The sequence below is a fragment of the Vibrio sp. 1457 genome, assembly GCF_033340195.1.
Classification (GTDB): Bacteria; Pseudomonadota; Gammaproteobacteria; order Enterobacterales; family Vibrionaceae; genus Vibrio; species Vibrio alginolyticus.
In genome coordinates this window covers 189,706-204,270 of sequence record NZ_JAWOWA010000008.1, presented here as the reverse complement: position 1 = coordinate 204,270, position 14,565 = coordinate 189,706, and the positions used below count along the sequence as shown (strand labels likewise).

Here is a 14,565-nt window from a genome sequence, read left to right as displayed (position 1 = left end):
CTCATGCGCTTACATCGAGTGCATCAGAAAGCAGTTTCACTCGTAGCCAATGCTGGGTACGAATGATAGAGCGAGCTGAACTCTTATATACACAGCCATACCACAATCAACACACCACCCGACGGGGACTTCATTCCCTGTTGGGGCATGGGGCCTCGTCAAAACAGATGAGGTTTACCATGACTGAACAATCCCCATTTTTGGTTCAAGTGAATCAAGCGTTTAATGTCCCGGCTCCTGATGCTTTCGTTCTGGAAGGATTTGGTGCCGACACTACCCATCCAAACATTCCCGTTCGCAAGGACGAGTATGTTTTTAGAAAAGAAGACTTACGTGACGTATTGGCGTTCTTGTCTAACCCAGACGGTGACGGTTTGTATATTACTGGCCCCACTGGATGCGGTAAGACCTCGCTAATTTGCCAAGTTGCTTCTCGATTGAATTGGCCTGTTCAGCAAATTACTGCGCACGGTCGATTGGAGTTGTCCGATCTTATCGGTCACCACACGCTGGTTAATGGCAACATGACCTTTGTGTATGGACCGCTGGCACTGGCTGTAAAGCATGGCCATTTGCTGATCATTAATGAAATGGATCTTGCTGAGCCTGCTGAACTGGCTGGGCTCAATGACATTTTGGAAGGTGCCCCGTTGGTCATCGCACAAAATGGCGGTGAGATCATCATGCCACATAACAAGTTTCGTTTTATCGCTACCGGCAACAGTGCGGGCAGCGGTGACCAAACGGGCTTGTATCAAGGCGTGCTTCAACAGAATTTGGCTTTTCTTGATCGCTTTAGAATCATCGAAGCGACCTATGCAGAGCCTTCTGTAGAGGAAGCCATTCTGGAGAATGTTGCGCCGGGCTTGCCAGAGGTCTTTCGCCAAAAAATGGTGAAGGTGGCTGGTGACATTCGTCGTCTTTTTATTGGGGGCGCGGATGGCGGTGCGGAGCTTAGTATCACCATGTCCACTCGGACCTTGGTGCGCTGGGCAAAGTTAACACTTGCTTTTAAAGGTGCTCCTAACGCAGTGGAGTATGCACTGGTTCGGTCTTTGACGGCTCGTGCTGAGTTGGAGCAACGAGAAGCTATTCACCGTATTGCCGCTGATGTCTTCGGTGACCATTGGGAGGATTGATGATGGAAAAGTGCTTTGCTCTTTACCGTTACAGTCATTCTGATGGGACAGCCAAAGAATGGGCCATTTATGTTGGATCAGATAACCAGGAGATTGAAGTTCGGTTTGGAAAAGCCGGTCAATTGTCGCAGCAGCGATTGATTGACTCGACTGATCCTAACGCTGAAGCAGACCGACGAATCAATGAGAAAATCAACAAGGGTTACCGATTTGTTGGACATGTCGGTATTGATCATCAAGGGCGGCCATTTGAACTCTCAAATGCGCTAGATAGCGTCGCGTGCGCCAATAACGTCAGTTGGGAGTTTCGTACTCGCAAGGACGTCAATGGCCAAATTTCGCTGGCGAAAAAAGCGTTATTCGATATGGCAAAGCTGCTTGAAGCCTATGGCTTGGCTGTTATTGATGATAACCAGGTCAGGATTGGAGAATGGTCATTGGGGTTTTGCAAAAGCGGATTACCTAGTACCAATCAAATCAGCATGGTGTCAGGTGAAGGCGCTGGCATTGTTAACACGGATGATGGCCCGTGGCCATTGTTGCTGTTACTGGCCTTTAAGCGTCAATTACCACCTCTGTGTTCGCTCACAGTAGCGAGTCCTGAAGGGATAGAAGTATCAGACCAACTGAAGTTGGAAAAAGATGTATTGCGGTTGCTAGGCAGTGATTTAGAGCGGGTTCGCCCGATAGCTGAAGCACTGGACTTAATGCCTGCTAAAATCGATGTCAACCAATCGTCGCCTGATTCGCAAAATTACTATTTCTGATAGTGGTATTGCCATTAGCGCGTCAACTACTACCACCCAAACGGGGGCCATTGCTCCTGTTGGGAGTGGTGCGTCCCCATCTCGCATGAGGATGCACTATGAGTATTCAAACCCTCGACAAACTTTTGATTTGTCACATCGACTGTTCCATCTGGAGCGGTAGAAAAAAACTAAGGCCTGAAGATTTCAGATTAGCCAATGGCAGCCAACTTCCACCGAAGGATGTTGCCAGCTTAGGGAGTAAAAAAATTTGCGACCCAGAGGCATTGGCGAACTTTGAAAGGCTTAAGAAAGAAGCGCAGCGCTTGTGTGAGCAAGTCGGTGTGCGGTTTTTAGGTGGCTATGCCGTCCCTGAGGACCGAATTGATCAGATTGTTCCAGAACTTGACCGTATAGGTCAGGAGTTTGCGCAGTGCAAGCAGTTGTTCTTGGACAACTATGATCAGGTGACTTTTAACTGGGTTGCAAAACACCCGGAATTTGCAGATGCAATCCGGCGTGCGCTGTCACCCATCGAAGACGTGGAACAACGGCTTCAGTTCGATTATGCCATCTATCGAATGCAACCGGCTGACCAAGCTGGTGGCTTAGATGACAAGGTCAATGGTATGGGACACACCCTCTTTAGGGAGGTGGCTCGTGATGCCAATGAACTGTTTGAGCGTTCCGTTGCAGGTAAGAATCAAATCAGTCAGCGAGCCCTTAACCCTCTCAAACGGTTAAGAGACAAGTTGGATGGTTTGTCATTCCTGGATCATCGAGTCCAGCCGATGGTCGAAGCGATGGACAATTTATTTGTTCGTCTGCCGAAGACCGGCCCTGTGACAGACAATCTCTATCACGAACTGATGGCGACCATTTTAATTTTGTCTGATCCAGACAAGATGAGAATGCACGGTGAAGGTCAATTGGATATCAGACAACTGATGCCCAAACCTGAACCTAAACCCGCACAGCCAGTATCTGCTCAGCCAGATAACTTACGTGCAATACCACAACCAACCGTCAGACCAAACCTTGGTTCGACTGTACCAAACTCATTTTATTTTTAACGTCCTTGAGGGCATGTTGCCCTGAAGGGCGCATGTCCTCTGAACTATGTAAGAGGAAATTATGCAATCAACCATCCATAACCCCAGCCAACTGAAGCAGTTTGAAGCACATTTTCGTGGTGTGACTGATGCGGTTGAAAGTGAATCGATACCAGAAGTGGCGTGTTGTCGAACGTTAGTACAACGGTCGTACTCAACACATAGTGTCGTGATCCCAAAGAACCCTGTGCTGATCGCAGATGCGGACGCACAAGGAGCGTGGGTAACGGCCATGGTGTTTGTTCCAAACATGGCATTGCAGCAAACCGCTTTTGAGCGGGCCTGGCTGCAATATCAACACGAGGTGTCTACTCAGTTACAAGATCAGTACGGTCTGACATTGGATGACATCCTGAGTTTAGACCAGCTTAAAACGTCATTTGAGCAGCACGAGAGTCCAGCTCAATTGGTGGCTTGGTTAGGTCAAAAATACGACCTGGATAAGCTAAAAGCACAGGTTTAAACATCCATATTCCCAGCGGGGAAACGCTCCCGCTGAGGGAGTATTCCCCCTAATGATTAGGAGACTCCCATGAATCATCCATTAAAAAATGCACTGCCAATCGTTGCCGCCGCTTATGGCGAAAAGTTTGGTGTGAAGGTGCTTATTCAAGGACAAGATGCGTTTACAGATGGTGAGCGGATTGTGATCCCAACAGCAAACCCAGACGACCCACACTATCAACAAATAGCTTGGGGTTATCTGGCTCATGAAGCGGCGCATATTCGGCATACCAATTTTGACATGGTGCAGAAGGCGTCGTCCAAGCCGATCCGAAAGGCACTTCTCAATATCATTGAGGATGTTCGCATTGAAAACGAATTGGCAAAGGATTACCCCGGAACCCGGCGCAGTATTTCGCAAGTGATTGAGTACATGGTGGACACACAGCAAATGTGTGTACCTGAACAGCTTGAGCCTGCATCTAACTTGCAAGCATGGTTGTTGTTCCGCTTGAGATGCCATTTTCTGGGCCAGAAAGCGCTGACGCCTTTGTATCAAGCAGTCGATGAAAGAGTGAGACAACTCTTTCCTGCCGCAGCGATGAGCCGGTTAAGCGCCATGCTGACAGCAGTGCCTAGCCTAGCGTCTACAGGTGAAGTGCTAAAACTTGTCGATGCCATCGTTGCCATGTTGGAAGAAGAATCTCGTCCACCACAGGATGAGTCGGATGCTGATAACGGTAATGACATTGGACAAGATGCGAGTAATGACAGCAATAACAGTAGTGACAGTCAAACCCCGGAAACTGGTTCGTCTGCAATGGGGGATGCTGCTGAAGCGGGGGATTCAGATCACCCTGATCAAGCTGACAATTTGCGACAAGCCCTAGAGGCCAGTGCCGCTCAGTTTGAATCCGATACCTTTGCCCAAGTGGCAGAAGTGTTGTCGGAACAAGCTGAAGGACATCAGGGCGTCACTCCACTCAGTTTGCCCCAAGCAGAGCAAGCTATGTTGGGTGACGAGGCCATCTTGACCTTGTCGGCGTCTGAGTCCGCTCAAATTCGAGCCCGACTTAGAGGTATGGTTCAGTCCAGTCAGGACAATCGGAATCATGCCAAGAGGCACGGTCTTCGAGTTGCAACCCATCGTCTTGCCGCTTCACAAGCTGGTGAGTCGAGATTGTTTATTCAAAGGCAACCTCGCATTGCGCCTAATGCTGCTGTGCACTTGCTGGTCGATATATCGGGTTCAATGGGTAACGCGAATGTTTGTTCTGAACTTGATGTTGTGAAGGATAAACTCCAAGAAATATCGGCGAATGATGAAAAGATAAACTTTGATTTTGTTCTCACAAGATCCGAATTCAAATCAGAAGTGATGGAACCACTATTGTCATTGGGAAATGGTGTGGCTGATACATCTGAACTGTTTTTACGCAGTTGGCAATTGATAGAACCTTTCTTCAATATCCAACTACAAGGAAATGAGTCAGAAATATTCACTCCTAAGAAAGACACTTTGCGTACCCCTATGCACACGTCAGAAGTTAATAGAACAGACCTGTTAATATCGGCGCTTTATTTGGCAAAATTTGGTCATCTTAATCGATTGGGTTTTGGGAACCAGACAAGAACGATTAAAAGCTTGGCGGGTATAATAGGTTGTTCAGCAAACTCGTTAAAAGGCTTTCGAGATAGGTATGACCGATATGTTGATAGTCCTCGTGTGGGTTATGATTTGCCACTATCTGACGAGTTGACGATGGCTTTAGATAAGTATGGTGATTTTTCAGAACTAGAATTACGGGCTAAGCTACCAACCTAAAGTTACTCGCAGTCATTCTTCATTATGACCTTCCGGTCTACTTGGGACACAAGCAAGTTAGCTGCAACTTGCTACCACCCAGTCGTAAACTGGCTGCAACGTGTTGAATCCCTTTTTAATATTAGCGCTAATGTCACCCTCCAAACTAATTGCTGTCCAAACTGTTAGGTGGGGAGATAGGTCTTTCGAAAGTTTTCTGCCATCGGAAACCAAGGTGACGCTTTGAGACTTCTTACGTGAACGGAAGTTTCTAGTTTCATCTAAGCAAGAAAGGGTTTACTCAGTCTCCGCAGACTTAATTAAAAGTAATGAACTACATGACCAATCGCATCCACCAGCTGATGGATACCGCGAACATTTTGACGCAAGTAAACGCGAACCAAAGACTGGTGATGAAATTGGCTGACTTCTATCGTGCTCAATCAAGAAGCGAAGAGAATATCACGTTACACGTGGCAAAAAAGCTGCTCGCAACACAGCTAGGAATGACGGCAGAGACGCTTTCTAAAACGTTCAAAAAACTGAAAAAAGATGGTTTTATTACTGAGTACGAAAGCCATATCACGTTGCTAGAGATTCCTGCCATGTGCGAAATGGTGGAGTTAGCACCAAAAATATTCCAGCGAGATTTAACTTAAACGCTCTAAAACAAAAAACAGCGCCTAGGGAGTAATGCCGTTCACTTAAGGTGAGCGGCATTGTTTTTTCTAGGGTATCGGCTTGGTTTTTTCTTAACGACTCTAGGGAAGGATCTTTCTCGTCTAGGTTCTAGTATTAAACTCTCACTCATTGAGTAGAAGTTTTGGAGTTGCCTCGGGATTGCTCCTGGTGACGAGTATGGAAGTCCCACTATCAGGCGCATGATGTGAGCTAATGCCCCATTGAAGCTAAGTTGATATGGCAAGTAATCTCCTTTCAACGTATTACACATCTGCACCATTTGATACCTGATTAAGTTATAGGTCAGTAGTATTCCCCAGAGCTCTTGCTTCACTAATTCAGGGAGTCGACTTCGAAGCGTGAGTCGGTTACCAAGCATGTACTGTTTTTGCTCACGGTATCCGAGTTCAATTTCCCAACGATACCCATATAAGCCCACGATATCTGACTTTGGGTAGAGCATAGGATCAAGCATTGAGGTGAGAACATCGTACTGCTTACCATCTTTGACTCTCGTGATTAAACGTACAACAACTTCTTGTTCTAGCTCTGGCCATTTCTTACGCGCTTGCGGATTACTCTTCAGTTTGATCAGTTTATCTTGTCGGCCAAGCGACTGGACGACTTCGTAAGTGAGTCCTTTTTTCATCGGGATAAGCCAATGTCGATTTATTCCTTGTGAGCTCCACGCTTGAAGTAGGCCAAGGGAGTAAAAGCCTTTGTCGAAAAGGGTTAAGCTATTATCAGGTGTCGTCTCTATAAGTTGCTCTGCTAACTTCATTTCATTGACGCTATAACAGCCAAAGGCACTGCCTGTGATTAAATGGCTGCTCAACTCCATCTGACATACCATGCGTACTTGTGGGTACTGTGTTTCTTTACCGTCACGATTGGTAGGCTTTGCAAACGTTTCTGCGTTCTCTTTCGAGTCCTCAGTGCGCCACAAAACATCATCAACGCCAAGAAGAGTGAGTCCGTTCCAGTTTGGTAAATTAGCCTGCTTAAACCAATGACTTTGCGTACACTCAAAAAGAGCTTTAGCTGCTGATTCACCGAGATTTTTTCTTCGTTGCGTTAATGCACTTGGAGCGACAAATGGTTTACCTGAGCGATCAACAATATCGAGCATATTTACAATATCAGCCATGGATTTATCGTTATATATAGCCATTCCAACTAACAACCACGCCATAGATTCTAAAGTCAGTTTTCGCTTTCGAAGGGTGACGGTATCAGTCAGTTCGTAAGCATCATTAATTAGCTCTATAGGTAGGAGGTCTGCGAGAGTTTCGACTTGATTCGGTTTGTAGTTATTGATGATGTCGAGGGCTTGAGAAACGTGCATAAAAAAATCCGATAAACAGGGTCTATCGGATTGTTACATGTTGGTAGGATCATTCAACTGATCTGCCGATTAAAGTCTTAACTGATCGGCATTAGCGCCTAGGGAGCTGTTTTTGTTGCTTCTGAAAGCGATATCTAAGTGCAGGTATTAAGCCTTCTTCACAAACTGCGCAGTTACCATCATTTCACCAGCACCATCGACTTTACAATCTAGTTGATGATCTTTGCCGTCTTTAATACGACGAATCACTGCTTTGGTGCCGATCTTAAGTACCAGCGAACTGCCTTTTACTTTTAAGTCTTTCGCTAACATGACCTTATCACCTTCCTGCAGCAAAGTGCCGTTGGCATCTTTCACGTTTACGACGTCTTCTTCTGCTGCCTGAGTCGGGTTCCATTCGTGAGCGCACTCTGGGCAAACAAGGTGGTCTTGGTCTGGATAAACGTATTCTGAGTTACAGTTTGGGCAAGGAGGTAGAGACATAAGTAATTACTAGCTAATGAATTTAGCACTATGGTAATGGGTATTGCTTGTCTAATCGAGTAAATTTATACGCTCGCTCTTTTCTTCAAGAACTTCTTTAAAAGCGAACATACCATTTAATGCTGCAGGAAATCCGGCATAAACAGACATTTGTAAAATAACCTCTTTCACTTCTTCCTCATTGCAGCCCACATTAAGAGCCGCATGAAGGTGAACCTTTCATCTCAGTGGTTGGTGCGGAGCTGAATGTGCTCTATCTGAGCAGGCATAGCAGCCAAACGAATTCGCCTGTTTAAAAACACTCTTGAATAGACAAATAGCTTTCTCTGATGTGCTCAATCAATGCTTGAATTCGTTTCGCCGGATTGCGAGTGTATGGATAAACCGCATAAATGCCGACCACTTTACTGGTGTGCTCTGAAAGCACCTCAACCAGTTTTCCTTGTTGAAGATCTTGATAGACCAAACATGTCGGTAAGTAAGCGAGACCATTGCCAGCTATCGCACTTTTACGCAGTGCAGCGGCATTGTCAGAAGAGAAATTACCCGATACTTTCAAGGTGTAATTGTCACTGTTGCATTTGAACTGCCAGTTAAAGGTGCCGCCTGTTTCATGGGTATAGCCCAAGCAATTATGCCTTTGAAGGGCTTTTGGTGTTTTCGGTTCACCGTGTTTTTCAAGGTACTGCGGAGAAGCGCAAATCATCCAGCGAGAATTAAATATAAAACGCGCGATGAGACTTGAATCCTCTAAATAGCCAGTGCGGATCACTAAATCATAGTTATCTTCAATCAAGTCAACGAAGTGGTTATCCATCGACATATCAACGGTCAGGCCAGGATTGTTATTGCAAAACTCGGAAATAGACTCAGCCAGTAGCAACTCGCCAGAAATGGTTGGCACCGACATTCTAATATGACCCGCTAAAGATTCGTTGTAACCCGTTATCGACTTAAACGCGGCATTGGCTGTGGAGTAGATATCTTTAGAGCGATGATAAAGCACCTCTCCTGCCTCTGTTAACGTCAGTTTACGAGTGGTGCGATAAAGCAGTTGCGTCCCAAGATCACTTTCAAGCTTGCTCACTCTTTTGCTGATCATCGACTTGGTGGTGTGGTTATGTTCCGCAGCTTTACTAAAAGAGCCGTGTTCAACGACTTGCGTAAACAGAATAAGATCATCAACTTGCGGCATAGGAGATCCTCTAAAGAGCAAGAGTATGAAAGGATTATAACGGTTCACCTAATAAGAGACGAGCCATTAATAGAAGAAAGGCACAGCCACATGAGATGTGCCTTGATGCCCTGTTCCCATAGAGCAAATTGAATTCTAATTACATGTCATCAACGATGATGTAAGTCGCTGAGACAGGACCATGCACTCCCACCACTTTGATCAGCTCAATATCAGCAGTAGAGCTTGGCCCTGAGATAAAGTTAACGCATGAAGGAATGCGTTCACCCTTTTGAGCTTTTTTATGCAGTGTCATCGTCGCCTGAGTTAAACGAGCTAGCAGCGTACTTTTGGCAATCACGAAGACAGAACTTTCTGGCAATAAGCTAATTGATAGACCTTGTTTCGGATCGCTATAAAGCACTACGGTTCCTGACTCAGCGAGTGCTTGTTCCGCCATTACGACACCAATCTTAGCGCGCTCCGCAATAGTGATATTCGCTTCATAACCTAAGGCGTTATCCCAAATGTGCACGTGGTGCTGTTCGTTCGCGAGCTCCGATGGCGTGACAAGTTCCAATAAAGCAGGAGACGCTGAAAAAATCGTATCGACTCTCTTTGTATCTTGTTCGGCGGTGCAAGCACACTGACAGACTTCACCCAACACCGCTTGAAGCTGGCTCTTTGTCGTCTCAATCACTTCAGCCCCTAACGAGGTGTGCGCATACTCTTGCAATACTTGCTTTAACTGTTCGGTACTCAGCCCTTTCATCACCTCTTGGTGGCATGAGTGACGAAGCAAAGGCCTTGTAACCTGTGTTAACGGAGCGCTTCTACCAAGTTTGTTGGCAATATTAAGCAGAAACTGATCGCGATTATGAATTGCTGCCTGGCTGTTATCTTTTAACGTAGACATCATGAGATCCTTATTTCTGTTTTCGATTGGCAAACCAGCTACGGAACGACTGGCCATCTGGAGTTGGAAGATCTCTTGATTCATTCCACTGCTTAATTGCGCCGACACTGAGTGGCATTTTTCCATCTCGGATCAAACCGCTAGCGACTGTTGCACCCACTTTGATGCTCATATCCCACAAAAGCGGTTTAGCGTTAATTAGGTTGAAACCAGAAACGATAGCCCGTTCACTAAAAGGCGTGATCTTGTCACTAGCCATTTTTTCACGATGCTTCATAAGTAGGTCAGAAAGCGGGATCTTAACTGGGCAAACGTCATGACAAGATTTACATAGGCTGCATGCGTATGGCAGATCTTTAAAATCATCGTACCCACCAAGAAGTGGGGAAAGGACCGCACCAATTGGGCCCGAATAGATAGAGCCGTACGATTGGCCGCCAATGTGACGGTAAGCCGGGCACGTATTCACACAAGCCGCGCAGCGAACACAGCGCAAGATGTCTTTAAACTCAGAGCCCAAAATATCTGATCGGCCATTGTCGACAATCACTAGATGGAACTCTTCAGGGCCGTCACAATGCTCTGCTTCACGTGGGCCAGTTAAGGCGGTGACATACCCGGTTAATGGTAAACCGACCGCACTGCGACAAAGCAAACTGATCACAATATCCAGCTCTTCAAAAGTTGGAACAATACGCTCCATCCCCATCACGGCAATATGCGTTTTTGGCAAGCTTGTCGCCAAACGGGCGTTACCTTCATTGGTGACTAGAGTAACCGTGCCCGACTCCGCGACAGCAAAGTTACAACCGGTAATGCCAATATCCGCCTCTAAAAAATCATGGCGAATATAATCACGTACAAAGCGCGTCATCTCTTCTGGATCTTCCGAGCCTTGGTAGTTGAGCTTGTCTTTAAAAATCGCTTTAATTTGCGTACGGTTTTTGTGTAGAGCCGGCACAACGATATGCGAAGGCGCATCGCAGTCATCCACTTGCAAAATGTATTCACCCAAATCGGTTTCAACCACTTCGCAGCCATTACGCTCAATCACTTTGTTTAGACCAATCTCTTCCGTCACCATAGATTTGGATTTGACGACTTTTTTGGCCTCTTTCTGCTGAATGATGGTTTCGATGTAATCTGTTGCCTCTTCTGCAGTCGAAGCAAAAAACACACTGCCTCCGTTTTTAACCACGTTTTCACTCAGTTGATGCAGGTAGTAATCTAGGTTCTCTAATACATGATTACGAATGTCCATGCCCATATCACGCCATTCTTCCCAGTGGCCGAGCTTGTCCGCTGCAATTTGGCGATTGTTGAACATACGTTCCTGAGCGTTCGCCACAGAGTGACGCATAAACTCATCTTGCATTTTTACTTTGATGCGCTGCTTGAAGTTCACATCGCTGGTTTTCATCGACATACTCTTCTCCTTAACGACTCAACAGCACATCAACGATATGCATCACTTTGACAGGCTTGCCTTCACGGCTAATACGACCACCAATGTTGATCAAACAGCTAATATCAGCGCCAATTAAATAGTCTGGACTGACATCACTGATATGGCGGACTTTTTCCTTCACCATTTCGCCGGAAATTTCTGACATTTTGACCGAGAACGTCCCACCAAAACCGCAGCACGTTTCTTGGTTTTTGATCGGCAACATCTCCAACCCTTCTACATTTTCTAGTAGCTTGAGCGGCTCTTCACGCACACCCAATTTACGAATCAAGCTGCAGGATGGGTGGTAAACCGCACGGCCGTTAAGACGAGCGCCAACATCCACTTTATCTAACTTGTTAACGATGAACTGAGTCAGCTCGAATAAGCGATCCGCAACCTTTTGTGCTCTTTCAGCCCACTCAGGTTCAGAGGCTAAGTATTCTGGGTATTTTTTGATAGAAGCTGCGCAAGATCCTGCAGGCGTCACGATTGGGAAATCATTGCCTTCAAAGCTCTCAATCAACTTTTTCATGGCTGGTTTGCTTTGCTCAATATAGCCGCTGTTTAATGACGGCTGACCACAACAACCTTGCTGAGTTGGGAATAGAACCTCGCAGCCCAACTGCTCTAGAAGTAGCACCGTCTTTTTGGCGACTTCCGATTTCACAGAGTCACATAAACAAGTGACAAAAAAGTTAACCTTCATTTTTATGCTCCAGTGTTCACTGACTTTGATTACTCGGCATACGCCCTAAATCCAGTGATTTTTTATAATTTGCCCACCTGCATGACTCTGTTCCCAAAGCCCTTACTACAGCGCAGGTAGGCATAATTGGTTTAAATAACGCTGCTCACTAAGGCGACAATCACCCCATACAGAACCATAGGGATCACCGTTCGTTTGATGATGTAACCCTCTTTATTGGCGATTCCCAAAATGGTTGAAACGGCGATGATGTTATTAATACAGACCATGTTGCCCATCGAACCGCCGACAGATTGCAGTGCTAAAATAAGGTTTTGTGGCAAGCCAACTGTCTGCGCAATGGTTTGTTGAATGCCACCAAATGTGAGATTAGAAACGGTCGCCGAGCCAGAGAAGAACGCGCCCAATGCGCCAAGGTATGAAGCAAAGAACTGCCAACTGGTGCCCAACAGATCAGACAGCGCTCGGCCAGTTGTCATGATTGGAGAGTTTGCGTCTCCCATCATCATAAACTTCACCATGATCAGAGCTCCCACCAGTGCAATGAAAGGTGTTTTGATTCGCTGCCCCGTTTCAGTAAACACTTGGCCTAGCTGCTGTTTACTCATTTTGAAGACGAGTGCACTGACGAGCACCACCAATAAAAAAGGGATTAAAGCAGGCACATACAAGGTTTTGTATGCCCATGACGTATCAGTTCCCAGTATCTGGCTCAGCTTTAAGATTAAGGCATTCGAGACACTAAACTCCGCAAAATGACCAAGTTGAACGGTGAATAGCTGAGTCGAATCGGTTAAGAGCTGCTTTATCCCTAGCTGCTGGATACGAGTAATAATGAGAATGGCGATAAGCAGTAATGTTGGACTCATTGCCTTGATAATTTCGGCCCTTGGAATCTGCGCTTGTTGCTCATTTTCCTCTGGCTGTTTTGGCTCCATCCCGATATTTAACCGCGCCAATACAATTGAAATGGTGAGACCAATCGCCCCACCAATCAGTGCTGGAAACTCGTAGTTCCACTGCGCGAAAGCAAGGTATGGCAATGTGCAGGAAAAAATGCTGAGCTGAATAAAGATGATATTACGTAGGATGGACTTCCAGCTTACGACAAAGCTCAGCGCAATTACCGGAATAAAAACAGCAGCGACCGTATGCAGCAATGCAGAAGTGCGGCCAATTTCGAGTAGATCGTGTTCACTTAGCCCAAGACCACTAAAGCCGAACCAAGTTGGCGTACCCACCGCACCAAAAGAGACAGGCACAGAATTCATAATAAGCGCCAACATAGCCACACGAAGCGCCGGAAAACCAAGTCCAACCAAGATTGGCGCTGCAATTGCCGCCGGTGTACCAAACCCTGATGCACCTTCAATCATAAAGGCAAACGCCCAACCAATGATCATAAGCTGCGCAATTTGATTGCGGCTGACGCCTTCTAGCCAACGCTTGATGACCGCTTCCGCACCGGATAAAGAGATGGTTCTATTTAAAAGTATGGCTCCGGCGATAATCGAAATTGGTGTGATGGCAGATAGCGCACCTGCAATAGCACTGGCCACAAGTGGCGTGATGTGCGCGTTAAAGTAAAACAGTTGAATGACACCGACTAAAAGTGCAGTTAGCGGCAAAGCAATATTTGAAGGGATGGCCTTTTTTTTGGTCATCATCCATATGAGTAAAATAATAGGGGCAATAGATATCAATAAGTTGGCCATTGGGCCTCCATGTTTTCGTTATTGGAATCGTTATTTTTATTTTGATTTTTGTCGCTTAGGGTAAAGCTTATAATTGTTGTGGTTATTTTAGAGAGAGGATTCGAGTTGGCTATTGATATTTAAATAAGACAAGTTTTGCGTAAAAGGAAATCTGTGACATGCTACTAGTTAGCTTAAATTAAATTTACCAACACCCATGTAATATCAATAACTTAAAAGCAAACCAATAATGGTGAGTAGTTTAATTAGACCTATTTTGGAAACAATTAAGTGCAAACTAGCAACTAATAAACAAGGCTAGAAAAACAGGCATAGGAATTATTCTCATCAATACTATTAATATAGTAAACCACTATATTAAATTATAAATTGACTATAAAAGGAGATATTAAAAAGAGAGAGAAAAAGAAAAGATATTAATAGAAAGGACATTTCCTTTTTATTGAAGTTTTGCTCACTTCAGTATGGCCTCATTAGGATCAGATTAAATCAACGAATCACACTAGTAACTTACAGTCACGATAAATCAGAATGGTGCCCCTTTTGGATAGAGGCGATGTGCTGAATAATTGCCAAGTAATAACATTTGACTACTGTTGATGGTTATCGGTTAGTTTGCTCTTCTTTGCTAGCGAATAGATCTATCGACATCTGCGAAAACAATCCCCTAAAGCATAGATACTGCTTTGATTCACGACTCAACAGGGTTCAAAACTGACCTAAAACGAAAAAGCCCCAGCATTTCTGCCGGGGCTTTAGAATGTGGCGGGAGTGAGGAAATCGGACTTCCAACCTATCTTATTGAAATTAAATAAATTATAGCAAGTCGACTTTCACGAATATACACTCT

11 protein-coding genes and 3 pseudogenes are annotated in these 14,565 nt (G+C 45.4%); 6 read left to right on the top strand and 8 right to left on the bottom strand.

Annotated features, from left to right (window positions below; genetic code table 11):
- The first annotated feature begins 179 nt into the window (after nt 1-179).
- The 6 genes and pseudogenes from R7Z41_RS11215 to R7Z41_RS11190 form a co-directional block, all read left to right on the top strand.
- On the top strand, nt 180-1,139 hold the full coding sequence (locus R7Z41_RS11215) for an AAA family ATPase (protein WP_001959209.1): 960 nt from the start codon (nt 180-182) through the stop codon (nt 1,137-1,139).
- Nucleotides 1,139-1,906 carry a hypothetical protein gene (locus R7Z41_RS11210; protein WP_064376453.1) on the top strand — a complete coding sequence of 256 codons (768 nt, stop codon included), beginning with the start codon at nt 1,139-1,141 and terminating at the stop codon, nt 1,904-1,906. Before R7Z41_RS11215 ends, R7Z41_RS11210 begins: the two co-directional genes overlap by 1 nt.
- A gap of 98 nt (nt 1,907-2,004) precedes the next feature.
- Nucleotides 2,005-2,958 carry a DUF3150 domain-containing protein gene (locus R7Z41_RS11205; protein WP_064376454.1) on the top strand — a complete coding sequence of 318 codons (954 nt, stop codon included), beginning with the start codon at nt 2,005-2,007 and terminating at the stop codon, nt 2,956-2,958.
- Between the two features lie 61 nt (nt 2,959-3,019).
- On the top strand, nt 3,020-3,460 hold the full coding sequence (locus tag R7Z41_RS11200; protein ID WP_032469941.1) for a hypothetical protein: 441 nt from the start codon (nt 3,020-3,022) through the stop codon (nt 3,458-3,460).
- A 69-nt stretch (nt 3,461-3,529) separates the two neighbouring features.
- Nucleotides 3,530-4,699 (top strand): annotated as a pseudogene (locus tag R7Z41_RS11195) (hypothetical protein); the annotation flags it as partial.
- Between the two features lie 842 nt (nt 4,700-5,541).
- A pseudogene (locus R7Z41_RS11190) lies at nt 5,542-5,904 on the top strand (Crp/Fnr family transcriptional regulator); the annotation flags it as partial.
- 41 nt (nt 5,905-5,945) lie between these two features.
- On the opposite strand, the gene R7Z41_RS11185 reads toward R7Z41_RS11190, so the two are convergent.
- The 8 genes and pseudogenes from R7Z41_RS11185 to R7Z41_RS11150 form a co-directional block, all read right to left on the bottom strand.
- A complete protein-coding gene (locus R7Z41_RS11185; RefSeq protein ID WP_064376455.1) occupies nt 5,946-7,271 on the bottom strand; it encodes an IS4 family transposase in 1,326 nt (441 codons plus the stop codon).
- Between the two features lie 147 nt (nt 7,272-7,418).
- The gene (locus R7Z41_RS11180) at nt 7,419-7,754 is read right to left on the bottom strand and encodes a zinc ribbon domain-containing protein YjdM (protein ID WP_064376456.1); all 336 of its coding nucleotides are present in this window, start codon (nt 7,752-7,754) and stop codon (nt 7,419-7,421) included.
- Between the two features lie 51 nt (nt 7,755-7,805).
- Nucleotides 7,806-7,973, bottom strand: a pseudogene (locus R7Z41_RS11175) (carboxymuconolactone decarboxylase family protein); the annotation flags it as partial.
- A gap of 73 nt (nt 7,974-8,046) precedes the next feature.
- Nucleotides 8,047-8,949 carry a LysR family transcriptional regulator gene (locus R7Z41_RS11170; RefSeq protein WP_010447341.1) on the bottom strand — a complete coding sequence of 301 codons (903 nt, stop codon included), beginning with the start codon at nt 8,947-8,949 and terminating at the stop codon, nt 8,047-8,049.
- Nucleotides 8,950-9,088: 139 nt separating this feature from the next.
- Entirely contained in the window at nt 9,089-9,844 is a 756-nt protein-coding gene (locus R7Z41_RS11165; protein WP_064376457.1) for a lactate utilization protein C, read from the bottom strand.
- 10 nt (nt 9,845-9,854) lie between these two features.
- Nucleotides 9,855-11,270 (bottom strand): LutB/LldF family L-lactate oxidation iron-sulfur protein, encoded by a 1,416-nt coding sequence (locus R7Z41_RS11160; RefSeq protein WP_010447336.1) that lies wholly within the window; start codon nt 11,268-11,270, stop codon nt 9,855-9,857.
- Nucleotides 11,271-11,280: 10 nt separating this feature from the next.
- Nucleotides 11,281-12,000: a (Fe-S)-binding protein gene (locus tag R7Z41_RS11155; RefSeq protein WP_064376458.1), complete on the bottom strand. Its 720-nt coding sequence runs from the start codon at nt 11,998-12,000 to the stop codon at nt 11,281-11,283.
- Between the two features lie 131 nt (nt 12,001-12,131).
- On the bottom strand, nt 12,132-13,715 hold the full coding sequence (locus tag R7Z41_RS11150) for an L-lactate permease (RefSeq protein ID WP_064376459.1): 1,584 nt from the start codon (nt 13,713-13,715) through the stop codon (nt 12,132-12,134).
- Nucleotides 13,716-14,565 lie beyond the last annotated feature (850 nt).

What these genes read in the sequence shown, in the direction of transcription:
- R7Z41_RS11205 (WP_064376454.1), top strand. Translation starts at nt 2,005, where the DNA reads ATGAGTATTCAAACCCTCGACAAACTTTTGATTTGTCACATCGACTGT.
- R7Z41_RS11160 (WP_010447336.1), bottom strand. Translation starts at nt 11,270, where the DNA reads ATGTCGATGAAAACCAGCGATGTGAACTTCAAGCAGCGCATCAAAGTA.
- R7Z41_RS11200 (WP_032469941.1), top strand. Translation starts at nt 3,020, where the DNA reads ATGCAATCAACCATCCATAACCCCAGCCAACTGAAGCAGTTTGAAGCA.
- R7Z41_RS11170 (WP_010447341.1), bottom strand. Translation starts at nt 8,949, where the DNA reads ATGCCGCAAGTTGATGATCTTATTCTGTTTACGCAAGTCGTTGAACAC.
- R7Z41_RS11165 (WP_064376457.1), bottom strand. Translation starts at nt 9,844, where the DNA reads ATGTCTACGTTAAAAGATAACAGCCAGGCAGCAATTCATAATCGCGAT.
- R7Z41_RS11155 (WP_064376458.1), bottom strand. Translation starts at nt 12,000, where the DNA reads ATGAAGGTTAACTTTTTTGTCACTTGTTTATGTGACTCTGTGAAATCG.
- R7Z41_RS11180 (WP_064376456.1), bottom strand. Translation starts at nt 7,754, where the DNA reads ATGTCTCTACCTCCTTGCCCAAACTGTAACTCAGAATACGTTTATCCA.
- R7Z41_RS11210 (WP_064376453.1), top strand. Translation starts at nt 1,139, where the DNA reads ATGATGGAAAAGTGCTTTGCTCTTTACCGTTACAGTCATTCTGATGGG.
- R7Z41_RS11150 (WP_064376459.1), bottom strand. Translation starts at nt 13,715, where the DNA reads ATGGCCAACTTATTGATATCTATTGCCCCTATTATTTTACTCATATGG.
- R7Z41_RS11215 (WP_001959209.1), top strand. Translation starts at nt 180, where the DNA reads ATGACTGAACAATCCCCATTTTTGGTTCAAGTGAATCAAGCGTTTAAT.
- R7Z41_RS11185 (WP_064376455.1), bottom strand. Translation starts at nt 7,271, where the DNA reads ATGCACGTTTCTCAAGCCCTCGACATCATCAATAACTACAAACCGAAT.